This is a genomic window from Caballeronia ptereochthonis (assembly GCF_001545075.1).
Classification (GTDB): domain Bacteria; phylum Pseudomonadota; class Gammaproteobacteria; order Burkholderiales; family Burkholderiaceae; genus Caballeronia; species Caballeronia ptereochthonis.
In genome coordinates, this window is record NZ_FCOB02000043.1 from 1 (window position 1) to 23,300 (window position 23,300).

Annotated in this window: 23 protein-coding genes; 21 read left to right on the forward strand and 2 right to left on the reverse strand. The window is 65.1% G+C overall.

The genetic code is table 11. The features are described 5' to 3' along the window. The 10 genes from AWB83_RS31360 to AWB83_RS31405 form a co-directional block, all read left to right on the forward strand. On the forward strand, positions 1 to 102 hold a 102-nt coding region (locus tag AWB83_RS31360; protein ID WP_143750135.1), incomplete at its 5' end, for a hypothetical protein. Between the two features lie 87 nt (positions 103 to 189). After that, the gene (locus tag AWB83_RS31365; RefSeq protein WP_087049516.1) at positions 190 to 930 is read left to right on the forward strand and encodes a 3-ketoacyl-ACP reductase; all 741 of its coding nucleotides are present in this window, start codon (positions 190 to 192) and stop codon (positions 928 to 930) included. Positions 931 to 1,085: 155 nt separating this feature from the next. Beyond that, positions 1,086 to 1,661: a polyhydroxyalkanoate synthesis repressor PhaR gene (phaR, locus tag AWB83_RS31370; RefSeq protein WP_087049517.1), complete on the forward strand. Its 576-nt coding sequence runs from the start codon at positions 1,086 to 1,088 to the stop codon at positions 1,659 to 1,661. A 322-nt stretch (positions 1,662 to 1,983) separates the two neighbouring features. Further along, entirely contained in the window at positions 1,984 to 2,286 is a 303-nt protein-coding gene (locus tag AWB83_RS31375; RefSeq protein WP_087049518.1) for a type II toxin-antitoxin system HigB family toxin, read from the forward strand. A 4-nt stretch (positions 2,287 to 2,290) separates the two neighbouring features. Next, positions 2,291 to 2,653, forward strand: coding sequence for a helix-turn-helix domain-containing protein (locus AWB83_RS31380; RefSeq protein ID WP_087049519.1), 363 nt, complete (start codon positions 2,291 to 2,293; stop codon positions 2,651 to 2,653). A 142-nt stretch (positions 2,654 to 2,795) separates the two neighbouring features. Further along, positions 2,796 to 4,187, forward strand: a complete 1,392-nt coding sequence (gene rimO / locus AWB83_RS31385; RefSeq protein WP_087049520.1) for a 30S ribosomal protein S12 methylthiotransferase RimO — start codon at positions 2,796 to 2,798, stop codon at positions 4,185 to 4,187. A 3-nt stretch (positions 4,188 to 4,190) separates the two neighbouring features. After that, positions 4,191 to 5,114, forward strand: a complete 924-nt coding sequence (locus AWB83_RS31390; protein WP_087049521.1) for a sugar kinase — start codon at positions 4,191 to 4,193, stop codon at positions 5,112 to 5,114. Positions 5,115 to 5,181: 67 nt separating this feature from the next. Beyond that, the gene (gene bktB / locus AWB83_RS31395) at positions 5,182 to 6,366 is read left to right on the forward strand and encodes a beta-ketothiolase BktB (RefSeq protein WP_087049522.1); all 1,185 of its coding nucleotides are present in this window, start codon (positions 5,182 to 5,184) and stop codon (positions 6,364 to 6,366) included. 24 nt (positions 6,367 to 6,390) lie between these two features. Beyond that, positions 6,391 to 7,062, forward strand: coding sequence for a hypothetical protein (locus AWB83_RS31400; RefSeq protein WP_087049523.1), 672 nt, complete (start codon positions 6,391 to 6,393; stop codon positions 7,060 to 7,062). 79 nt (positions 7,063 to 7,141) lie between these two features. Continuing rightward, positions 7,142 to 8,341: a cystathionine beta-lyase gene (locus AWB83_RS31405; protein WP_087049524.1), complete on the forward strand. Its 1,200-nt coding sequence runs from the start codon at positions 7,142 to 7,144 to the stop codon at positions 8,339 to 8,341. 46 nt (positions 8,342 to 8,387) lie between these two features. Here AWB83_RS31405 and serB read toward each other — a convergent pair whose 3' ends face one another. Next, positions 8,388 to 9,227, reverse strand: a complete 840-nt coding sequence (serB, locus tag AWB83_RS31410) for a phosphoserine phosphatase SerB (protein ID WP_087049525.1) — start codon at positions 9,225 to 9,227, stop codon at positions 8,388 to 8,390. A 57-nt stretch (positions 9,228 to 9,284) separates the two neighbouring features. Then, positions 9,285 to 10,241 (reverse strand): LysR family transcriptional regulator, encoded by a 957-nt coding sequence (locus tag AWB83_RS31415; RefSeq protein ID WP_087049526.1) that lies wholly within the window; start codon positions 10,239 to 10,241, stop codon positions 9,285 to 9,287. A gap of 109 nt (positions 10,242 to 10,350) precedes the next feature. On the opposite strand from AWB83_RS31415, the gene AWB83_RS31420 reads away from it, so the two are divergent. The 11 genes from AWB83_RS31420 to AWB83_RS31470 all read left to right on the forward strand — a co-directional run bounded on the left by AWB83_RS31420 (position 10,351) and on the right by AWB83_RS31470 (position 23,298). After that, a complete protein-coding gene (locus AWB83_RS31420) occupies positions 10,351 to 11,367 on the forward strand; it encodes a zinc-binding alcohol dehydrogenase family protein (RefSeq protein WP_087049527.1) in 1,017 nt (338 codons plus the stop codon). Positions 11,368 to 11,521: 154 nt separating this feature from the next. Further along, complete coding sequence (locus AWB83_RS31425; RefSeq protein WP_087049528.1) at positions 11,522 to 12,073, forward strand: DUF6013 family protein; 552 nt, start codon at positions 11,522 to 11,524, stop codon at positions 12,071 to 12,073. Positions 12,074 to 12,400: 327 nt separating this feature from the next. Continuing rightward, on the forward strand, positions 12,401 to 13,312 hold the full coding sequence (gene ku / locus AWB83_RS31430) for a non-homologous end joining protein Ku (protein WP_087049529.1): 912 nt from the start codon (positions 12,401 to 12,403) through the stop codon (positions 13,310 to 13,312). A 34-nt stretch (positions 13,313 to 13,346) separates the two neighbouring features. Continuing rightward, on the forward strand, positions 13,347 to 16,073 hold the full coding sequence (gene ligD, locus AWB83_RS31435; RefSeq protein WP_087049530.1) for a DNA ligase D: 2,727 nt from the start codon (positions 13,347 to 13,349) through the stop codon (positions 16,071 to 16,073). Positions 16,074 to 16,114: 41 nt separating this feature from the next. Continuing rightward, positions 16,115 to 16,432 (forward strand): hypothetical protein, encoded by a 318-nt coding sequence (locus AWB83_RS31440; RefSeq protein ID WP_096059405.1) that lies wholly within the window; start codon positions 16,115 to 16,117, stop codon positions 16,430 to 16,432. Between the two features lie 235 nt (positions 16,433 to 16,667). Then, positions 16,668 to 17,297: a biliverdin-producing heme oxygenase gene (locus tag AWB83_RS31445; protein ID WP_087049531.1), complete on the forward strand. Its 630-nt coding sequence runs from the start codon at positions 16,668 to 16,670 to the stop codon at positions 17,295 to 17,297. Next, positions 17,294 to 19,684, forward strand: a complete 2,391-nt coding sequence (locus AWB83_RS31450; protein ID WP_087049532.1) for an ATP-binding protein — start codon at positions 17,294 to 17,296, stop codon at positions 19,682 to 19,684. The genes AWB83_RS31445 and AWB83_RS31450 overlap by 4 nt, the downstream gene beginning before the upstream one ends. Next, the gene (locus AWB83_RS31455; RefSeq protein WP_087049533.1) at positions 19,677 to 20,141 is read left to right on the forward strand and encodes a response regulator; all 465 of its coding nucleotides are present in this window, start codon (positions 19,677 to 19,679) and stop codon (positions 20,139 to 20,141) included. The genes AWB83_RS31450 and AWB83_RS31455 overlap by 8 nt, the downstream gene beginning before the upstream one ends. An 86-nt stretch (positions 20,142 to 20,227) precedes the next feature. Further along, positions 20,228 to 22,165: a hybrid sensor histidine kinase/response regulator gene (locus AWB83_RS31460; RefSeq protein ID WP_087049534.1), complete on the forward strand. Its 1,938-nt coding sequence runs from the start codon at positions 20,228 to 20,230 to the stop codon at positions 22,163 to 22,165. Between the two features lie 148 nt (positions 22,166 to 22,313). Continuing rightward, a complete protein-coding gene (locus AWB83_RS31465) occupies positions 22,314 to 22,781 on the forward strand; it encodes a VOC family protein (protein ID WP_087049535.1) in 468 nt (155 codons plus the stop codon). A 43-nt stretch (positions 22,782 to 22,824) separates the two neighbouring features. After that, positions 22,825 to 23,298 (forward strand): VOC family protein, encoded by a 474-nt coding sequence (locus AWB83_RS31470; protein WP_087049536.1) that lies wholly within the window; start codon positions 22,825 to 22,827, stop codon positions 23,296 to 23,298. Positions 23,299 to 23,300 lie beyond the last annotated feature (2 nt).

Below are 23,300 nucleotides of genomic sequence, written 5' to 3' on the forward strand. Positions count from 1 at the left end.
ACGCTGCTGCACGAGATGCAGAAGCGCGATGCGAAGAAGGGTCTGGCGTCGCTGTGCATCGGCGGCGGCATGGGTGTCGCACTTGCTGTGGAACGTCCGTAATCAACAAGCGCAACGCAGAGCAGGATCGGGAAGGGCCAGCGGGCGGGCAAGGAGATCGTCCCCCGCATAACGAAAATGGAGTGAGGAATGACGAAGCGCATAGCGTATGTAACCGGCGGGATGGGCGGCATCGGCACCAGCATCTGCCAGCGCCTGCTCAAGGATGGCTTTACGGTCGTCGCGGGTTGCGGCCCGAACTCCCCGCGCCGGGTGAAATGGCTCGAAGACCAGAAGGCGCTCGGCTTCGACTTCATTGCCTCTGAAGGCAACGTCGGCGACTGGGAGTCGACCAAGAACGCGTTCGACAAGGTCAAGGCCGAAGTCGGCGAGGTCGACGTGCTGGTGAACAACGCGGGCATCACGCGCGATGTCGTGTTCCGCAAGATGACGCACGAAGACTGGACCGCGGTCATCGACACGAACCTGACGAGCCTCTTCAACGTCACGAAGCAGGTCATCGACGGCATGGTCGAGCGCGGCTGGGGCCGCATCATCAACATTTCGTCGGTGAACGGCCAGAAGGGTCAGTTCGGCCAGACGAACTACTCGACGGCCAAGGCGGGCATTCACGGCTTCACGATGTCGCTCGCGCAGGAAGTGGCGACCAAGGGCGTGACGGTCAACACGGTGTCGCCGGGCTATATCGGCACGGACATGGTGAAGGCGATTCGCCCCGAAGTGCTGGAGAAGATCGTCGCGACCATTCCGGTGCGGCGTCTGGGCACGCCCGACGAGATCGGCTCGATCGTCGCGTGGCTGGCGTCCGAAGAATCGGGATTCTCGACTGGCGCTGACTTCTCGCTGAACGGCGGCTTGCACATGGGCTGACGGGCGGAGGCTTTCCGGGAGGCGCGCGCCTTCCGGGCGAGCCGCCACTCGCCGGATTTATCAACGATGCGGCGAACACGCAGCAGCGCTTTTTTGCGATAACGCAAGACTTGCTTGCTGCCATCGCAGTAAAGTTTTGCGTTTAAAGGCGTTAAATGACCACTACTACTACTACAAAGAAATCCGCCGAACGACTCATCAAAAAATATCCAAACCGTCGGCTGTACGACACGGAAACGAGCACCTACATCACGTTGTCCGACGTGAAGCAGCTCGTGCTCGATCAGGAAGACTTCAAGGTGCTCGACGCGAAGTCCAACGACGACCTCACGCGCAGCATCCTTCTGCAGATCATTCTCGAGGAAGAGAGCGGCGGCCTGCCGATGTTTTCGTCGGTGATGCTTTCGCAGATCATCCGCTTCTACGGTCACGCGATGCAGGGCATGATGGGCACGTATCTGGAGAAGAACATCCAGGCGTTCATCGATATCCAGCAGAAGCTCACCGAGCAGAGCAAGGGCATCTACGACGGCAACGCGCTGAATCCGGAAGTCTGGTCGCAGTTCATGAACATGCAGGCACCGATGATGCAGGGCATGATGACGAGCTACATCGAGCAGTCGAAGAACATGTTCGTGCAGATGCAGGAGCAGATGCAGTCGCAGGCGAAGTCGATGTTCAATACGTTTCCGTTTCCGACGCCCACGCCACCTTCGACGGAAAAGAAGTAATCCATTTCGGCGGCGCGTTCGGACGTCGGGGTGTGTGCCTCGGCGGGGCGGACGCGTGCTCGCTGCCTGGTTACGCCTTTCGCTGGACCTTGTCCGCATGGCGTGATGTAATCCCGCCGATACGAAATCAGCCATAGTGCGCGATCGCCTGCACCTGCCGATGGCATCGCGCCAAGGTGCATCTCTCGCTGCGTGCGCGCCCGCGCATGGCCACGGCAAGTTCCGCGTTGTCAAACGATGTAAAACCCGCTCCCCTGGAGGGCCGAAAGCGCTAGACTGTGACGATTGCAGTAGTCCCGAAATGGGACTAAAATGGATTGCTATGCGGATCGTTGCCAAGAAAACGCTGCTCACCTTCATTCAGAAGCACGGCCAAGCCGAACAGGCGCTGCTGGCGTGGTACTCGGAAGCGGCCAAGGCAGTCTGGAGTACGCCTCAGGACATCAGGAATCAATATGCCTCCGCGAGCTTCATTGGGCGTAACCGCGTCGTGTTCAACATCAGGGGCAATGAATTCCGGCTCATCGTGGCAGTGGCTTATCAAGTCGGTGTCGCGTACATCAAGTTCGTCGGAACGCGCGCCGAATACGACAAGGTCGATGCAGCCACCGTCGAAATGGAGTAGGAGAATGGAAATTCACCCGATTCGAACCGAAGCGGACTATAGCGCCGCACTCGCGGCAGTATCCGCGCTCGTCGATGCCGATCCGGCTTCCGACACGCCCGAAGGTGAAACGCTGGACATCCTGTCGATTCTGATCGAGCGATATGAAGCGGAACATTTCCCGCTCAAGGCACCGAGTCCGATCGAGGCTATCAAGTTCCGCATGGAGCAGGCGGGCCTTACGGTGCCGGACATGCAGCCGTACATCGGCAATACGAATCGCGTGTATGAGGTGCTCGCGGGCAAGCGCGCGCTGAGTCTCGCGATGATCCGCCGCCTGCATGAAGGTTTGCGCATTCCCGCGGACGTTCTGATCGGCGCCACGTGATCACCGCATCGTGCGTCGACCAAGGCCGCCGACGCGAAGTGACGGCGCTGGCACGCGCCAAACCGCGCTGTCAACGCTCCGGGGTAAAATAGTGGATTCGCCTTGTCCGTCTCGCAAGGCGCCCACAACACCGTCTCTCCCCGTGAAAAATTCCTTGGAATCAACCGCCACGACGACTCCCGCGCCCAAGATCGGCATGGTTTCGCTTGGCTGCCCGAAGGCGCTCGTCGACTCCGAGCAGATCATGACCCAATTGCGCGCCGAAGGTTACGAAATCTCCGGCACCTACGACGGCGCGGATCTCGTCGTCGTCAACACCTGCGGCTTCATCGACGAAGCCGTGCAGGAAAGCCTCGACGCCATCGGCGAGGCGCTCTCCGAAAACGGCAAGGTCATCGTCACCGGCTGCCTCGGCGCGAAGAAGAGCGCGAGCGGCACGGGTCTCATCGAGGAAGTGCATCCGAAAGTGCTCGCCGTGACCGGCCCGCACGCGACCAACGAAGTGATGAACGCGGTGCACGCGCACCTGCCGAAGCCGCACGACCCGTTCGTCGATCTCGTGCCGCCCGCGGGCATCAAGCTCACGCCGCGCCACTACGCCTACCTGAAGATTTCCGAAGGCTGCAACCATCGCTGCACGTTCTGCATCATTCCCTCGATGCGCGGCGATCTCGTCTCCCGCCCCGTCGCCGAAGTCATGCTCGAGGCCGAGAACCTCTTCAAGTCCGGCGTGAAGGAACTGCTCGTCATCTCGCAGGACACGAGCGCGTACGGCATCGACGTGAAGTACCGGACCGGTTTCTGGAACGGCAAGCCGCTCAAGACGCGCATGACCGATCTCGTCGGCGCGCTCGGCGAGCTCGCCGCGCAATACGGCGCATGGGTGCGCCTGCACTATGTCTATCCGTATCCGAGCGTCGACGAGGTCATCCCGATGATGGCCGAGGGGCCGCTCAAGGGCCACGTCCTGCCGTATCTCGACGTGCCGTTCCAGCACGCGCACCCCGAAGTGCTCAAGCGCATGAAACGCCCGGCCAACGCCGAGAAAGTGCTCGAGCGCGTCAAGGCGTGGCGCGAGATCTGTCCGGATCTGACGATCCGCAGCACGTTCATCGCGGGCTTTCCGGGCGAGACGGAAGCGCAGTTCGAAACGCTGCTCGAGTTCATCCGGGAAGCCGATCTGGACCGCGTCGGCTGCTTCGCGTATTCGCCGGTCGAAGGCGCCACGGCGAACGAGCTCGACGGCGCGCTGCCCGACGACGTGCGCGAGGAACGCCGCGCGCGCTTCATGGAGCTGGCCGAGGACCTGTCGGCCAGGCGCATGAAGAAGAAGGTCGGAAAGACGCTCAAGGTGCTCGTCGACGAAGTGAGCACGGACGGCGGCGTCGGCCGCACGGCGGCAGATGCGCCGGAAATCGACGGCGTCGTGTACATCGCGCCGGCGACCAAGGCATCGAAGCGCTACAAGGCCGGCGACTTCGTTTCGGTGAAGATCACCGGCGCGGACGGCCACGATCTCTGGGGCGAGGTATAACGCATGCTGCAGACACCGCACGTTCTCGCGCTCGGCGAGGCCATGATCGAGTTCAATCAGTCGACGCGCGATCAGCCGAACTATCTGCAAGGCTTCGGCGGCGACGTCTCCAACTTCCTGATCGCGGCTTCGCGCCAGGGCGCGTCGACGGGCTTCGTGTCCGCGGTCGGCAACGATCACTTCGGGCATTTGCTGCTCGATCTGTGGCGCGCGGAAAACGTCGATACGTCCACCGTGCGCGTGGATCACGACGCGCCCACGGGCGTCTATTTCGTCTCGCACGGCGAGAACGGGCATCGCTTCGATTACCTGCGCGCGGGCTCGGCGGCGAGCCGCTACGCGCCGTCGCATCTGCCGCTCGATGCGATCGCCGCGGCCAAGGCCGTGCATCTGTCCGGCATCAGTCTCGCGATCGGCGTGTCGGCGTGCGATGCCGCGCTCGCCGCGATCGATCACGCGCGCACGCACGGCGTGAAGGTCAGCTTCGACACGAACCTGCGCCTCAAGCTGTGGCCGCTCGCGCGCGCACGAGCGGTGATGCTCGAGGCCATCCGCGCGACGGACATCTGTCTGCCGAGTTGGGACGACGTCACGCTGCTCACGGGGCACGAGGACAAGGACGCCATCGTCGACGCGCTGCTCGCGCTCGGTCCGGAGGTCGTCGCGTTGAAGCTCGGTAAGGAAGGCGCGTATATCGCGACGCCCGACGAGCGGCGCCTCGTGCCGGGCCGCGTCGTCAGGGCGGTCGACGCCACCGGCGCGGGCGACTGCTTCGGCGGCGCGTTCATCGCGCGCATCGTCGCGGGCGACGATCCTTTTGCCGCCGCGCGCTACGCGAACGTCGCGGCGGCGCTGTCGACGCAAGGCTTCGGCGCGGTCGCGCCGATTCCGGACAAGGCCACGGTCGAGCGCGCGCTCGCGGAATGACGCGCCGGCCGATCGAACGAACACCCGACGGAACACACGAACGAACACAACCTGCGGAGACGACAACATGCAACGTGAAGTGGTGGTGGTAAGCGGCGTGCGCACGGCAATCGGCGATTTTGGCGGCTCGCTCAAGGATTTCGCCCCGAGCGATCTCGGCGCGCGCGTCGTGCGCGAGGCGCTCTCTCGCGCCGGCGTCGCGGGCGACGAAGTCGGTCATGTCGTGCTCGGCAACGTGATCCAGACCGAGCCGCGCGACATGTATCTCGCCCGTGTCGCGGCGCTCGACGGCGGCGTGACGCAGGCGGCGCCCGCGCTCACCGTGAACCGCCTGTGCGGCTCGGGCCTCCAGGCGATCGTGTCGGCGTCGCAATCCATTCTGCTCGGCGATGCGGACGTCGCCATCGGCGGCGGCGCGGAAAGCATGAGCCGCGCGCCCTACATCATGCCCGCGGCGCGCTTCGGCCAGCGCATGGGCGATGCGCGCATCGTCGACATGATGGTCGGCGCGCTGAACGATCCGTTCGACAGGATTCACATGGGTGTGACGGCCGAGAACGTCGCGCAGAAGTTCGGCATCACGCGCGAGATGCAGGATGCGCTCGCGCTCGAATCGCATCGGCGCGCGGCGAAGGCGATCGAGGCCGGCTACTTCAAGGAACAGATCCTGCCGATCACGCTCGCATCGAAGAAGGGCGACACCGTGTTCGAGCGCGACGAGCACGTGCGCATGATCGCGACCGCCGACGACTTCGCCAAGCTCAAGCCCGTCTTCGCGAAGGAGAACGGCACGGTGACGGCGGGCAACGCGTCGGGCATCAACGACGCGGCGGCGGCCGTCGTGCTGATGGAGCGCGGCGTCGCGGAGAAACGCGGCGCGAAGCCGCTCGCGCGCCTCGTCGCCTACGCGCATGCCGGCGTCGATCCGAAGATCATGGGCATCGGCCCGGTTCCCGCGACGCAGAAGGTGCTGGAGCGCGCGGGCCTGACCGTTGCCGATCTCGACGTGATCGAAGCGAACGAGGCGTTCGCCGCGCAAGCGTGTGCCGTTTCGCAGGAACTGAAGCTCGATCCCGCGAAGGTCAACCCGAACGGCTCGGGCATTTCGCTCGGCCATCCGATCGGCGCGACCGGCGCGCTCATCACCGTGAAGGCGCTGTACGAGCTGCAACGGATCGGCGGGCGCTACGCGCTCGTGACGATGTGTATCGGCGGCGGGCAGGGCATCGCGGCGATCTTCGAGCGCATCTGAAGCCCGTATTCGAAGGAACGAAGGATGATCCACAGCACGAAGGGGCCGCGTCTCGCCGCGGCCTTGACGATCTCGACCGCGCTGCTCGCGCTCGCCGCCTGCAACTCGCCGATGCCGGCTCAAACGTCCGGCGTGATCCCGGCCAGCGAGCGCGAACCGGCCGGGAAAGACGCGCACGGCGCGGACGCGGCGATCAGGGAACTCGCGCTGCCGCCGAAGAAACCGCTTACGCCGAACCCGGAGTACGCGCGTTTTCCGCGCTATGTCGGCACGCTCGGCGACAAGCAGATCGAGATGAAGCTCGGCGCGAAGACCGACGAGCCTTCCGGCGTGCACGGAGAATATCGCTTCGTCGGCAGCGCCAGCGTGATTCTCGTCGCGGGCGATCGCGACGGCGACACGCTCGAGATCGAGGAATCGAACGACGGCACGCACATCACGGGCAACTGGGTCGGCAAGTTCGCGGCGGACGGCAGCGTGTCGGGCGAACGCATGGACCCGGACGATTCGAACGCGCAGCCGTTCGATCTGCATCCCGCGGTCGCGGGCGCGAAGCTGCCCCCGCTGCCTGCAACACCCGCTACGCCCGCCACGGGCACCGCGAAGGCGCCGCCCGCGCCGTCGCTGGAACCGGCGCCGCCTCAGCCGCCGCGCAACGCCGTCGGCGGCACGAGCAACGTCATCATCGGCGAATAGCCTGTCTCGCTCTGTCTTGCTTTCACGCCGCCGGGCGATCCGGCGGCGGCCTTCCCTTACCTCGATTCACTTCGACGCCATGACTGATTCCAACGACAACGTCCCCGAACGCGACCTGCAAACCCGCATCGTGCAGCCGGAGGATCGCATCACGCCCGGCTTCGAGTCGTTCTCGGTGCCGGTCGCGCGGGCATCGACGGTCGTCTTCCCCGATCTCGCGACGATGCGCTCGCTCGTCTGGAGCGACGATTCGAGATGGCGCTACGGCCTGCACGGCACGCCGACCACGATCGCGCTCGCGCAGCGTCTCGCCGCGATCGAAGGCGGCGAGCACGCGCTGCTGCAGCCGTCCGGGCTCGCGGCGATTTCCAACGTCTATTTCGGCATCGTCAAGGCGGGCGATCACGTCCTCGTGCCCGACAACGCCTATTCGCCGAACCGCGAGCATGCGGACTGGCTCGCCGCCGATTTCGGGCTCGAGGTGACTTACTACGATCCGATGATCGGCGCGGGCATCGCCGATTCGATCCGTCCGAACACGAAGCTCATCTGGCTCGAAGCGCCCGGCTCGGTCACGATGGAAATTCAGGACGTCCCGGCGATCGTGGCCGTCGCGCGTGCGAAGGGCATCGTCACCGCGATCGACAATACGTATTCCGCGGGACTCGCGTTCAAGCCGTTCGAGCATGGCGTGGACATCTCGGTGCAGGCGCTCACGAAATATCAATCCGGCGGCAGCGACATTCTGATGGGCGCGACCATCACGCGCGACATCGAGCTTCACAGGAAGCTGAAGCGCGCGCGCATGCGGCTGGGCATCGGCGTCTCGGCGGACGACGCTTCGCTCGTGCTGCGCAGCCTGCCGTCGATGAAGCTGCGCTACGAGGCGCACGACCGCGCGGCGTCCGCGCTCGCGCAGTGGCTCAAGACGCGTCCCGAAGTGGCGGCGGTGCTGCACCCGGCCCTGGAGGATTGTCCGGGCCACGCGATCTACGAGCGCGATTTCGAGGGCGGCGCGGGCGGCTTGTTCTCGATCGTGTTCGACGGCCGCTACAGCGCCGCGCAGGTCGATGCGTTCGTCGAAGCACTCGAACTGTTCTCGATCGGCTGGAGCTGGGGCGGCGCGCATAGCCTCGCGATGCCCTACAACGTGCGCTCGATGCGCACCGCGTCGCAATGGCCGCACGAGGGCGTGCTCGTGCGCTTTTACATCGGCCTGGAAGCGGAGACGGACTTGCGCGCGGATCTGGAAGCCGCGCTGGTCAAGGCGCTGGGCTGATCCGCACGCACCTGAAAATACGGCGCCGTGAGGCGCCGTTGTCGTATCAGAACAGCCGCAGCAGCCCGTCGAGCCCGACGGAGTTGAGCGCGACGCTCGCCGATTGCCGTACGACCGGCTTCGCGCGAAACGCCACCGACAAGCCGGCTTCGGCCATCATCTTGAGATCGTTCGAGCCGTCGCCCATCGCGATCGCGCGCGCCGGGTCGATGCCGATCTTCGCGCACGTCTCGACGAGCGTGCGCGCCTTCACGTCCGCGTTCACGATTTCCCCGACGACCTTGCCCGTCAGCTTGCCGTCGACGATTTCGAGCGTGTTCGCGCGCGCGTAGTCGAGGCCGAGACGCGCCTTCAGGCGCTCGGTGAAGAACGTGAAGCCGCCCGACACGAGCAGCGTCTTCAGGCCTGCGGCGCGCGCGCCTTCGAGCATGCGCTCCGCGCCCGGCGAGAGCTTCAGGCGTTCCTCGTAGACGCGCTCCAGCGCGCCCGCGTCGAGCCCCTTCAAAAGCGCGACGCGGCGCGTGAGGCTCTCGTTGAAGTCCTTGATCTCGCCGCGCATCGACGCTTCGGTGATCGCCGCGACTTCGGCCTTCAGCCCGCAGAAATCCGCGATCTCGTCGATGCATTCGATCGTGATGAGCGTCGAGTCCATGTCCATCGCGACGAGGCCGAAATCGGCGAGCTTCGCTCGCGGCTCGACATACGCGTAGTCGAGCGCGTGCGCGCCGCAGTACGCGTCGATATCGGGGCGCTGCAGCGGATCGCAGTCGACGAGACGCAGGAGCGTGTCGTCGACGCGCTGCGTCTCGCGCGAGCGGGCGAGCGCGGCGAGCGGCCGCAGGTGCGAATCGGAGATCGGGGCGAGGCTTTGAATGACTAGGTTCATCGGGGCGGAAGCGTAGGAAGGCGCGAAACCGCTATTGTACCGAGCGCGACCATCGGCCTAGCGCTGCACGCGCGCCGGGTCGACGTCCCAGTAAGGCGGCTCGCCGAACTGCGCCGCCAGGAACTCGATGAACGCGAGTGTCTTCGGCGGCACGAAGGCGCGGCTTGGATAGACGGCCCAGATCGCGACCGTCTGCGCCAGCGGGTAATCGTCGAGCACCGTGACGAGCTCGCCGCTCGCGAGCAGCGGCGCGACGCTCCATGTCGATTTCAAGCCGATGCCGATGCCCGCGGCGAGCGCATCGCGGATCACTTCGCCGTTGTCCGTCACGAGCCGGCCCGAGACGCGCACGTCGATCACGCCGGTCGGCGTGACGAAGCTCCAGTCGCGCTGATCGGCGAGGATCACGCATTCGTGCTGCGCGAGATCGGCGGGATGGCGCGGCGTGCCGTGTTCGGCGAGATACGCGGGCGACGCGCACAGCACGCGCCGGTTGCTCGCCAGCTTCTTCGCGACGAGCGTCGAATCCTTCAGCGCGCCAATGCGGATGGCGAGGTCGATGCCCTCGTCGACGAGATCGACGATCTGGTCCGTCATGCGCAGATCGACGGTCACGCCGGGATACTCGCGCAGGAACGCGGGAATCAGCGGCGAGATGTGCTGGCGGCCGAGCGAGGAGGGCATCGTCACACGCAGCCGGCCGTGCGGATGCTCGCGCGCACGCCCGACCGAGGCGCGCGCGGCTTCGGCGGCGTCGAGCAGCTGGCGCGCGCGCGCCGCGAAGATCTCGCCTTCCTGCGTGACCGAGACGCGCCGCGTCGTGCGATGCAGAAGCCGCGCGCCGAGCATGCGCTCCAGCGCCGCGATGCGCGCGCTCGCCACCGCCGGCGACAATCCGAACTCGCGCGCCGCCGACGACAGATTCGCGAGCGCCGCCGCGCGCACGAAAAGCCCGACATCGAGCAGATCGAGGCGCTCTCGCGTCGTCCCTTCCGCCAAAGGATCGCTGGCCATTTGATGGATTTCCCGAAAAATGTTTCAGCGATTATGAGGGTTTTCGAAGGGCGCAGCGCGCAATAAGATGAGCCCACATCGTTCAATCTTTCGCATCGAGGCGCCACTCATGAAAGCCATCGGCCTGACACGCTATCTTCCGATCTCCGATCCCGAATCGCTCATCGACATCGAGCTCGACAAGCCCGCGCCCGCCGGCCGCGACCTGCGCGTGAAAATCGAGGCGATCGCCGTCAATCCCGTCGACACGAAGGTGCGCGCACCGAAGAGCAAGGTCGAGGAAACGCCGCGCGTGCTCGGCTGGGACGCGGCGGGCATCGTCGAAGCGGTCGGTCCCGAGGTCACGCTCTTCAAGGTCGGCGATCCGGTCTACTACGCCGGCGACATCACGCGCCAGGGCGCGAACAGCGAGTTTCATCTGATCGACGAGCGCATTGTCGGAGCTGCGCCGAAATCGCTCGATTTCACCTGCGCCGCGGCGCTGCCGCTCACGACCATCACCGCGTGGGAAGCGCTCTTCGACCGGCTGCGCGTGTCGGCCGAAGGCAAGGACGCGGGCAAGTCGGTGCTGATCATCGGCGGGGCGGGCGGCGTCGGCTCCATCGGCATTCAGCTCGCCAAGCGTGTGGCGAAGCTTCAGGTGATCGCGACGGCGTCGCGGCCCGAATCGGCCAGATGGGCGGAAGACCTCGGCGCGGATCACATCGTCAATCACTTCGACGACATTCCGCAGCAGATGAAGGCGATCGGCTTCCCGCAAGTCGATTACGTGCTGATCTTCAACGACACCGACAAGCATTTTCCGGCCGCCGCCGAAGTCATCAGGCCGCAGGGCGGCATCTGCACGATCGTCGAGAACGCCAGACCGTTGCCGGTCGAATTGCTGAAATCGAAGAGCGCGGCGTTTCACTGGGAGTTCATGTTCACCCGCCCGATGTTCAAGACGCCCGACATGATCGAGCAGCACAAGCTGCTTTCGGAAGTGGCGCGGCTGATCGACGCAGGCACCCTTCGCACCACGCTCGGCAAGAATCTGGGCAGGATCGACGCGGCGAATCTGCGCGAGGCGCATCGCCTGCTGGAAGAAGGGCGCACGGTCGGCAAGCTCGTCCTGACCGGCTTTTGATGTCGCTTTGACGAACGTCATCGATGCGCCTACGCACTGGGGTTTTCCACTAGGATGACTCGGCATGCAGGGCGCTAGACTGAATCCGCCCTAAAGCAATCCGCGCGCATTGCCGCGCCGGACTTCCTCAAGCGCTTGATACGGAGGTGGCGGCATGAATCGTCGTTCGATCGTTCGTCGCATCGTTTCCGTCGCCGCGCTCGCGATGTTCGCTGCGACCGCCCAGGCGACGCCAGGCATCAAGGTTCTCTCCGAAGCGCCCAATGACGGCCCCATCAAGTACACCGTGAAGATGGTGTCGAAGAGCTTCGGCAACGAGCAGGAAACGCGCACGATCCGCTCGGGCCAGACCGACGACTTCACCTGGCAGGGCAGCGCGCCGAACGGGGCGCAGGCCGTGCCGGACGCGTGTCCGCAGGCGGCGTCGGTGCCGAAGAGTGCGGACGGCGCAGCGGTGCGGCAGGTGCAGATCCGCTTCGCGCCGGTCGTCGCCGACAATGGCGCGGCGAACGTGCAGATCAGCTTCCGCGCCTATGCGCCCAAGGGCACGAGCAAGGTGACGGTGGGCGGCAAGAGTCTGCAGTGTCCCGTCGACAACCGCTTCAGCCAGATCGTCCGCTTCTCGATGCCGACTTCGACGGGCTCGAAGAAAACCCTCACGCTCGACGACGGCACGCAGCTGACCGTCACGGCGAGCCGCAAATAGCGTTTATCCCCGACGCGGCGGCGCATCGCCGCGTTTTTCCTTCCCTTTTGCTCGCAACTAACGGTCTTTTTCATCAACGCCTTCCTGCCCTGAACCGCGTGTCGCGTATCGCTCAATTTCGCGCACGATCAGTAAAGCTTACAGATCGCCGGTCCGCCTTTGAGCACATCCGTCCAGACGCTACGCGCGCCGGCACGCCGAAACCTCTTGGCACGCTTCATGCGTTTCGTGTCGATGCGCGCAACATATAACCTATTCGTGTGAAGCACGCCTCGGCGCTTGCGCCGGGCGTATCCATCGATTCGATCCGACTGCGAAGGTGCCGCGATGCCGCACATGATCTGGAAAGGCGCGATCAGCTTCGGGCTGGTCCACGTGCCCGTGCAACTCTATCCGGCGACGCAGTCGGAGAAGGTCGGCTTCAACCTGCTCGACAAGCGCTCGATGGACCCGATCGGCTACAAGCAGATCAACAAGAACACGGGCAAGGAAGTCACGCGCGACAACATCGTGCGCGGCTTCGAGTACGAGAAGGGCAAGTATGTCGTGATGACCGACGCCGAGATCCGCGCGGCCAATCCCGAATCGACCCAGACGGTCGACATTCTCGCCTTCGTCGATGCGCCCGACATCTCCTTCCTCTCGCTCGACACGCCTTATTACCTCGCGCCCGACCGCAAGGGCGAAAAGGTCTACGCGCTTTTGCGCGATGCGCTGAAGGAAACCGGCAAGGTCGGCATCGCGAGCGTGGTGCTGCACAACAAGCAGCATCTGGCGGCGCTGATTCCGGTCGGTCCGGCGCTCGCGCTCGACACCTTGCGCTGGGGCGACGAAGTGCGCGACTTCAGCGAGTTCAAGTTCCCCGACGAAGACACGAAGAAGGCCGGCGTCACGCCGAAGGAACTGGAGATGGCCAAGCGCCTCATCGACGACATGAGCGACACGTGGGACCCGTCCAAGTATCACGACACCTTCCGCGACGACATCATGGCGCTCGTCGAGAAGAAGGTGAAGGAAGGCAAGGTCGCCGAAGTGATGAAGATCGAGGAGGGCGGCGAGCACAAGCCATCGGCGGATATTCTGGACCTGTCCGAGCTGCTCAAGCGCAGTCTGAAGAAAGGCGGTGCGACCAAACGCGGCGGCAAGGCGGCGCAATCCGCCGACGACGATACGGGCGACGACACCGATGAGGAAGCCACGCGTCCGGCCCGCAAGACGGCGCGCCGCAAGCGCGCATGAACCCATGAGCGCATGAGTCACGAATCAGACGACGATGGCTGGCAAACTCGAAACCTATCAGCGCAAGCGCACCTTCGACAAGACGCCGGAGCCATCCGGCGCCGCCAGGCGCAGCGCGCGCACGAAGAAATCGGCGAATCACGCGTTGTCCTTCGTGATTCAGGAGCACGACGCGCGGCGCCTGCACTACGACTTCCGGCTCGAGCTCGACGGCACGCTCAAGTCATGGGCGGTGCCTAAAGGCCCGAGCCTCGATCCGTCGGTGAAGCGGCTCGCCGTGCATGTCGAGGATCATCCGCTCGATTACGGCTCGTTCGAAGGCGAGATTCCCGAGGGCAACTACGGGGCGGGCAGCGTCATCGTGTGGGATCGCGGAACGTGGGCGCCGCAGTCGGGCAGCATCGAGGACGCGGAGCGCGACTACGAGAAGGGCAAGCTCAAGTTCACGCTCGACGGCGAAAAGCTGCACGGCGGATGGACGCTCGTGAAGAGCCACATGCGCGGCAGCGGCGACAAGGAACAGTGGCTGCTCATCAAGGAGCGCGACGACGAAGCCCGGCCCGAAGCCGACTACGACATCCTGCTGAAGAAGCCGGGCAGCGTCCTGTCGGATTCGCTCGGCGCGCGGGACAAGAACGGCGCGGTGCTCGAGCGCGGCGAACGCAAGGCTGGCGCGAAGAGGACCCCGGCGCGCAAAACGACGGCGAAGAAGGCGAACGGCCACGCGCATCCGGATATCGTCGCGAATCGCAGCGCCGAATCCTTGCGCACGTTGTCGCACGAGCCGGCGATAGAAGGCGCGGTGAAGGCCAGGCTGCCCGCGACCTTCAAGCCGCAGCTCGCGACGCTCGTCGACACCGCCCCACCCGGAGACGATTGGGTCTACGAAATCAAGTTCGATGGCTATCGCGTGCTTGCGCGCATCGAGACCGTCAAGGGCAAGCGCGAGATTCGCATCTATACGCGCAACGGTAACGACTGGAGCGCGAAGTTTTCGAAGCAGGTGAAGGCGCTCGAGCGGCTCGACATCGAAAGCGGCTGGCTCGACGGTGAAGCCGTCGTGCTCGATCATCGCGGCCTGCCCGACTTCCAGGCGCTGCAAAACGCATTCGATGCGGGTCGGCCGCAGGACATCGTCGTGTATTTCTTCGACGTGCCGTATCTGAACGGCTACGACCTGCGCAACGTGCCGCTGCTGCAGCGCCGCGCGATCCTGAAGGCGCTCGTCGAACCCATCGAGGATCCGGTGCTGCGCTATTCGCAGGACTTCGCCTTTCACGCGGACGACCTCCTCAAGAGCGCTTGCGACATGGCGCTCGAAGGGATCATCGGCAAGCGCATCGACGGCACGTATGTGTCCGGGCGCAGCACTTCGTGGATCAAGCTGAAGTGCCGTCGCAGGCAGGAGTTCGTGATCGGCGGCTATTCGGAGCCGTCGGGGAGCCGCGGGCAGTTCGGCGCGCTTCTGCTCGGCGTGTACGACACGCACGGCAAGCTGCAATACGCGGGGCGCGTGGGCAGCGGCTTCGATCACGCGACGCTCGTCGCGGTGAAGAAGGAGCTCGACAAGCTGGAGACCGCGCGCATGCCGTTCGCGAGCGAACCGCAGGAGCGCAGCCGCACCCCCGTGCATTGGGTCAAGCCCGAACTCGTGGCCGAATGCAATTTCGCGGAATGGACCAAGGAGCGCATCGTGCGACAAGCATCGTTCGTCGGTCTGCGTGAGGACAAGCCCGCGCGGCAGATCGTGAAGGAAGAGCCGGCATCGGCGAAGAAGGTGGCGAAGAAGGCTGCGGCAAAGACCACAGCAAGAACCGCAGAAAAAACCGCAGCGAAAGCGACGTCGAAAGCCAGATCCACTGCTGAAATCGACGGCGTGAAGATCAGCCATCCGGATCGCGTGATCGACAAGTCCACGGGCCTGCGCAAGATCGATGTCGTCGAGTACTACGCGTCGGTCGCCGACTGGATGCTGCCGCATCTGAAGGACCGCCCGGTGTCGCTCGTGCGCGCGCCGGAGGACATCGGCGGCGAGCTGTTCTTCCAGAAGCACAGCGCCAGGCTCGCGATTCCGCACATCACGCAGCATCCCGACGTCGATCCGGGGCATCCGCCGCTGCTCACAGTCGAGTCGGCGCAGGCGCTCGTCGGCACGGCGCAGATGGGCACGATCGAGCTGCATACGTGGAACGCGCTCGCCTCGAACATCGAGAAGCCGGATCGCATGGTGTTCGATCTCGATCCCGGCGAGGGCGTTGGCTGGGATCGCATGATCGAGGCCGCGCGACTCACGAAAGACCTGCTCGCGGAGCTGGGGCTCACGCCGTTCTGCAAGACGAGCGGCGGCAAGGGCTTCCATGTGGTCGTGCCGCTCACGAAGCAGGCGGGCTGGGACGAGGTGAAGGACTTCTCGCAGGCGGTCGCGCAGCACATGGCGAGCACGCTGCCCAAGCTCTTCTCCGCGAAGATGGGCATGCAGAACCGCAAGGGCAAGATCTTCATCGACTATCTGCGCAACAACCGCGGCTCGAGCACGGTCGCGGCGTTCTCGCTGCGTGCGCGTCCGGGACTCGGCGCATCGATGCCGGTGGCGTGGGATGAGCTCGACGACGTGAAGAGCGGCGACCAATGGAACATCGGCAATGTGCGTGAACGTCTCGACGCGTTGAAGGGCGATCCGTGGGCCGTCTACGACAAGGCGCGCAAGCGGCTCACGGCCGACATGAAAAAGCGGCTCGGGATGAACGGCTCGCGCAAGTGAGTTGTCCCGGCGCAAGACGCGGACAGGACAGGGAGGACGCAATGAAACGAGCGAACGAGGCGCCCGAGAGCGTGCCGGAGCGCGGACGCGAGATGTCGGGCAAGGACCGCGAGACGCAACCGCACGACGATGCCGCCAACGCGCCACTGCCTCACGAAGCGGACCAGAACGTCGAATCGCAGCACGAGCACGAGGCGCGCGACGTCGGCAAGCAGGCGCACGAGGATCTCGAACGCGGTCTCGTCGATACGGACCATCCACTGCGGGGATTTCCGCCGGGGCAACAGGACGGCGAAGACCGTCGACGCGACGACCATGCACAGGTGAAGCGCGGCGCGGGACGCACGCGCAAGCCATAGAGCGTCGTTTGAACCGGACGGTGAAACCAGTCTCGAAGCACGGGCGCCAAGCGGGCCGAATGGCAGCGCGCAGGCCGGTTGCGTAAAATGGTCAAGTGATCACGAACGGTCCAGGCGGCAACGTTTGTCGTGCTTTTTCTACCGATGCGCGCAACGCGCGAGAGGCTCGAATCGGTAAGCCCTTCCGGCGCTCGCATCATTCGGCCGCCTCGCCTCGGAGCCAATACCACGAAACATGCAACTCGACCTTCTGTCCCGTCTGAAAAACGAAACCGCCGCATGCCATGAACGGCTCGAGCATGCGCTCGACCTGATGCGGGACGATCTGCAGCGCGACGAATACATCGCGCTGCTCGAACGCTTCTATGGCTATGTCGCGCCCTGGGAGGATGCGGTGGCCGCGTGCATGCCGGCGTCGCTCGCGGGCTTCTTCGACGAGCGCCGCAAGGCGCCGCTGCTCGCCGTCGATCTCGCCGCGCTGACGGGCGAGCGCAGGCCCGCCGCTTCCGTGCCGCAGGCGGACGCTCGCTATGACCTGCCGCGCATGCATAACATCGGCGATGCGTTCGGCTCGATGTACGTGATGGAAGGCAGCACGCTCGGCGGCCGCTTCATCGCGCCGCATGTCGCGCGGCGTCTCGATCTCGCGCCGGGATTGGGCAATGCTTATTTCGACGGCTATGGCCCGCGCACCGGCAGCATGTGGAACGCGTTCCGCAAGACCGCGGCGGCATCCGTGCCGGAGATTCAATACGACGATGCCGTCAAGGCCGCCATCGCGACCTTCGAGAGCCTGCAGGCGTGGCTGTGTCCCGAGGCGGCCGATCTCGAACCCGCGCGGGCTGCGCCGGGGGCGGCTTCATGAGCGGATCCGAAAGCGACCCCACCGGCGCGCGGATGTTCGCGGACGGCGCCCACGGACCGCCCGATGCCGAAGCGCGCCGGCTCACGCTCGGCTCGGGCATCGCCGGCAAGGACTGCGATGCCGAGCCGATCCACATTCCCGGCGGCATCCAGCCGCACGGTTTCTTGCTGGTGCTTTCCGACGACCTGCGCATCGCGCAGGCGAGCGAGAACCTGTCGTCGCTGACGGGCGCGAGCGTCGAAACGCTGCTCGGCAAACCGCTCGATGCGGTTCTCGGCGAGTCGGCCGCGCAACGCGTCGAGCACGCGGCCGTCACGTCCGCCCTGGAGGATTCGCCGCTTCATGTCGGCCCGATCGACGTGATGCCGGCGCCGTCGGGCAACGGTACGCGCGCGGCCAAGCCGATGCATCTCGACGTGACCATGCATCGTCACGACGGCACGCTGATCGTCGAGATGGAAGCGGCCGCGGCGTCAGGCGACGCGTTCGCATCGATGTATCCGCTCGTGCGCACCTTCGCGCGCGGACTTCAGGACGCGGACGGCGTCGAGGAACTCGCCGCACTCGCGGTGCGCGAGGTGCGCGCGATCACGGGCTTCGGTCGCGTCATGCTTTACCGCTTCGACGACGAAGGCCGCAGCCACGTCATCGCGGAAGACCGCGACGAAAGCTATCCGTCGTTCCTGCATCAGTTTTTCCCGGCCTCCGACATTCCGCGGCAGGCGCGCGCGCTGTATCTCAGGAACCGCATTCGCCTCGTCGCGGACGTGAACTACAAGCCCGCGCGGCTCGTGCCCGGCGTGAATCCCGTCACGGGGCGTCCCACCGACCTCACGTACGCGACGCTGCGCAGCTTCTCGCCCGTGCATCTGGAGTACATGCGCAACATGGGCACGCATGCGTCGATGTCGATATCGATCGTCGTGCGCGGCCAGTTGTGGGGGCTCATCTCGTGCCACGATCGCGACGCGCGCATCGTGCCGTTCGACGTGCGCGTGGTCGTCGAGCATCTCGGGCACCTGCTGTCCTTGCAGATCGAGGCGAAGGAGGAGCGCGCCGAAAGCGAATACCTCGCCGCGCTGCGCCGCACGATGGGCCGTCTCATCAGCGCGATGGGCGAGCACGAGAACTTCGTCGGCGGACTGCAGGCGGTTTCCAAGGACGTGTTGAGCTTCGCGCGTTCGGCGGGCGCGGCGATCGTCTTCGACGATCAGATCACGCTGCTCGGCGCGACACCCGACGAAAAGACCGTGCACGCGCTGACGCACTGGCTCGCGGAGAACACCTCCGGCGTGTGGGCCACCGATTCGCTCGGGCGTGAGTGGCCGCCGGCGAAGGCGCACGAGGACACGGCGTGCGGCGTGCTCGCGGTGCCGGTTTCGCAGATCTTTCGCAACTATCTGCTATGGTTCAGGCCCGAAGTGATGCAGACCATCAAGTGGGCGGGCGAACCGGTGAAGATCGAAGCCGCCGACGGGGCGAGCGCGCCGCGCACGAACTTTTCACCCTGGCTCGAAACGGTGCGCGGGCATTCCGCCTCGTGGCGTCAGGGCGAAATCGAAATCGCCGGCGAATTGCGCGGCGCGCTGCTGAACATCGTGCTGCGCCGCGCGGAAGAGCGCGCGGAACTCGCGACCGAACTCGCGCGCGCGAACAAGGAACTGGAAGCGTTCTCGTATTCCGTGTCGCACGACCTGCGCGCGCCGCTGCGCCATATCGCCGGTTACGGCGACCTGCTGCGCGAGCAGGAAGGCGAGCGCATGTCGGAGAAGAGCAGGCGTTTCCTGAACAACATGCTGGAATCGGCGCGCTTTGCGGGCACGCTCGTCGACGATCTCCTGACCTTCTCGCAGATGGGCCGCGCGGCGCTGCGCCCGGCGCCTGTCGACCTCGGACAGCTCGTGCGCTCGGTCGTGCAGGAGTTCGAGGCGGAAGGGGCTGGGCGGCGCATCGAGTGGGAAATCGGCGATCTGCCGCGCGTCACCGGCGACGCCGCGTTTCTCCAGCTCGCGCTGCGCAACCTCATTTCGAACGCGGTGAAATATACGAGAACGCGGGAATCGGCGAAAATCGAGATATTCGCCGACAGGCGCGGCGACGAATACGTGATCGGCGTGCGCGACAACGGCGTCGGCTTCGACATGAAGTACGGCGCCAAGCTGTTCGGCGTGTTTCAGCGCCTGCATCGCGCGGAGGAGTTCGAGGGCACGGGCATCGGGCTCGCGAATGTGCGGCGCATCGTCGAGCGGCACGATGGACGCACCTGGGCCGAAGGGTGGCCGGACGAGGGCGCGGTATTCTATTTCTCGTTGCCGGTCGTGTTTCGCAGCGCCAGCCCGGCCGCGCCGGGCGCGTCAGCCACAAAGTCAAGAAGAGACCATGCTTAAGCCGATTTTGCTCGTCGAAGACAACCCGAACGACCTCGAACTCACCCTCGTCGCGCTCGACAAGAGCCAGCTCGCGAACGAGGTGATCGTCGCGCGGGACGGTCAGGAAGCCATCGACTATCTCACCTGTGAGGGCGAGTGGAAGGACCGCGCGCCAGGCAATCCGGCCGTCATCCTGCTCGATCTGAAGCTGCCGAAGATCGACGGTCTCGAAGTCCTCGACATGATCCGCTCGAACGCGGCGCTGAAGAGCATTCCGGTCGTCATGCTCACGTCCTCGCGCGAGGAGAAGGATCTCGTGCGCAGCTACGAGCTGGGCGTGAACGCTTACGTGGTGAAGCCGGTGGAATTCGCGGAGTTCGTCGAGGCGATCGGCGATCTCGGCGTGTTCTGGGCCGTCCTCAACGAGCCGCCGCCGGGCTCCGCGCGCTTTCTCCGTCCGCCGCCCGCGCAATGACCGCCGCGCCCATGTTCGCGCAATCGTTCGCGCATCCGTCCCGCGTCATGCGCGCGCGCGTGTCCTTTCGCGAGGGCGCATAGATCATGCAGCCCCTGCATTTGCTTCTCGTCGAAGACAACGCGCTCGATGCGGAGCTGACGATTGCGCAGCTGGAGCGCGCGGACTACGCGGTCGATGCGTCGATCGTCTTCGACTCGGCGTGCTTCACCGCCGAGCTCGAGAAAAAGCGCTTCGACGTGATCCTCGCCGACTTCGTGATGCCGACTTTCTCGGGCATCGAGGCGCTCACCATCGCGAGCGAGCGCTCCCCGGACACGCCGTTCATCTTCGTGTCGGGCTTGCTCGGCGAAGAGCACGCCGTCGACATGCTGAAGCGCGGCGCGACCGACTACGTCCTGAAGCAGCGCCTGCAACGCCTGCCCGCGGTCGTGCGCCGCGCCATGCGCGAGAGCGCCGAGCGCGCGCAACGCATCGCGGTCGAGCGGGCGCTGCGCGAGACGGAGACGCACTTTCGCCTGCTGATCGACGCGCTCAAGGACTACGCCGTCATCACGCTCGACCCCGAAGGACGCATCCGCACGTGGAACGCGGCCTCCGAACGCATTCTGGGCTTTCCCGCGCAGGACGTGCTCGGCCAGTCGGCGAGCATCTTCTACAACCAGGAGGACCGCGAGGCGGGCGTGTTCGAGGCCGAGCTGGAAACGGCGCGGCGCGAAGGCAGCGCGAGCGACGATCGCTGGCTCTGGCGCAAGGACGGCTATTCGTTCTTCGCCTCGGGCGTGACCACGGCGATTCGCAGCGAGCACGACGAGCTGATCGGCTTCTCGAAGATCGTGCGCGACGCAACCGACGCCCACATGGCCGCCGACGCGCTGCGTCTCGCCAAGGATCAGGCGGAATCGGCGAACCGCGCGAAGGACCATTTTCTGGCGGTGCTGTCGCACGAACTGCGCACCCCGCTCACGCCGATTCTCGCGGCGGTGCGCCTGCTCGAGATCAAGCATTCGCTGCCGCGCGAGGCGCATCCGACGCTCGACCTGATCCGCCGCAATGTCGAGCTGGAAGCGCGTCTCATCGACGATCTGCTCGACCTCACGAGCATCGCGCGCGGCAAGCTGTCGCTCAATTTCGCGAGCGTCGCCCTCGACACGCTGCTGACGAGCGCGCTCGACATGTCCGAGGCCGATCTGCGCGCGAAGGGCCTCACGCTGGAAACGTATTTCGATGCGAGGCAGTTCGTCGTGCCCGGCGATGCCGCGCGCTTGCAGCAGATCGTCTGGAACCTGATGAAGAACGCCGTGAAGTTCACGCCGGCGGGCGGGCGCATCGAAGTGCGAACCTGGAATCCGGACGCCATGACGATCTCGGTCTCGGTGACGGACAGCGGCATCGGCATCAGTGCGGAGGCGCTGCCGCGCATCTTCTCGGCGTTCGAGCAGGCCGACGACTCGATCACGCGCTCGTTCGGCGGCCTCGGCCTGGGGCTTGCGATCGCGAGCACGCTCGCGCAAAAGCACGGCGGCACGCTTTCGGCCTACAGCGAGGGCCGCGACACGGGCGCGCGCTTTACGCTCACGCTGCCGCTCGCGAAGGTCCAGCCCAAGCACGAGGACGAGCCGCGTGTCGAGGCAGCGCGTCTGGAGCACGGACGCGCGCTGAAAGTGCTGCTCGTGGAAGACAACGAGCAGACTTCGTCCGCGATGGCCGAAGTGCTCGAGATGCTCGGCCACGAGGTGACGGTCGCCATTACCGTGGCGGATGCGCTCGAGCGCGCGAAGAGCGGGCCGTTCGATCTGCTCGTCAGCGATATCGGCCTGCCGGACGGCAGCGGTCTCGATATCGCACGGGCCTGGCAGAGCCTGCAACCCGACAAGCCCTCGGTCGCGATCACGGGCTACGGCATGGACGAAGACATTCGCCGTTGCCGTGAAGCGGGTTTTCTGGACCATCTGACCAAGCCGGTCAATTTTTCGCGGCTGGAAGCCCTGATTCAATCACTGGCGGAGCAGTCTTCGAAATAAGCTATCGGATGGCTCCCCCGCATGCGCGAATTCGAAAAATTTTGTCTATCGCGTGCGTATTCATGTCGATTGACGGCCTTCTCGATCGTTGTAGGGTGTGAGAGCGGCGCCAGACCCTGGCGCGCCTCGTTCACTACACGGAGCCGATATGTCCAATTCCGCCGTTGATCGCATTCCCGCCGGTATGCATTCGCTGACGCCGCATCTCTGCTGCGCGGGCGCCGCCGATGCGATCGAGTTCTACAAGCGCGCGTTCAACGCCGTCGAACTGGGCCGCATGCCCGGGCCGGACGGCAAGCTCATGCATGCGATGGTGAAGATCGGCGATTCCATGCTGATGCTCGTCGACGAAAACCCCGACTTCGGCATGCTGGGCCCGAAGGCGATCAAGGGCTCGCCCGTCACCATCCACCTGTACGTCGAGGATGTCGACGCCACCGCGAAGCAGGCCATCGATGCCGGCGCGAAAGTGACGATGCCCGTCGCCGACATGTTCTGGGGCGACCGCTATGGCCGTCTGGAAGATCCGTTCGGTCATCAATGGTCCATCGCGACGCACGTGCGCGACGTCAGCCCGGAAGAGATGAAGGAAGCCATGACGAAGGGATGCGCGTAAACCGCGCGGTCGAATGAACGCACATGAAAACGGAGACTCGCATATGCAGAAGATATCGCCCTGTCTATGGTTCGACGGCAACGCCGAAGAGGCCACGAACTTTTATGTCGACACTTTCAGGAATGCGCGCATCCGGGAGATCATGCGCCACACCGATGCCAGCCCTGGACCGGCAGGCAGCGTGCTCGCCCTTCTCTTCGAGCTGGAAGGCGAGGAATTCATGGCGCTGAACGGCGGCTCGGAATTCAAGTTCACGCCGGCCATTTCGATGTTCGTCAAATGCGATACCCAGGACGAGATCGATCACTACTGGGACAAGCTGATGGACGGCGGCCAGTCGATGGCGTGCGGCTGGCTCACGGACCGCTTCGGCGTGACGTGGCAGATCGCGCCGCGGCGCCTGCCCACGATGCTGCAGGACCCGGATCCGGTAAAGGCGAACCGCACCATGAAGGCGATGATGGGGATGATCAAGCTGGATATCGCCGAGCTGGATCGGGCCTACAACGGCGCATGAGG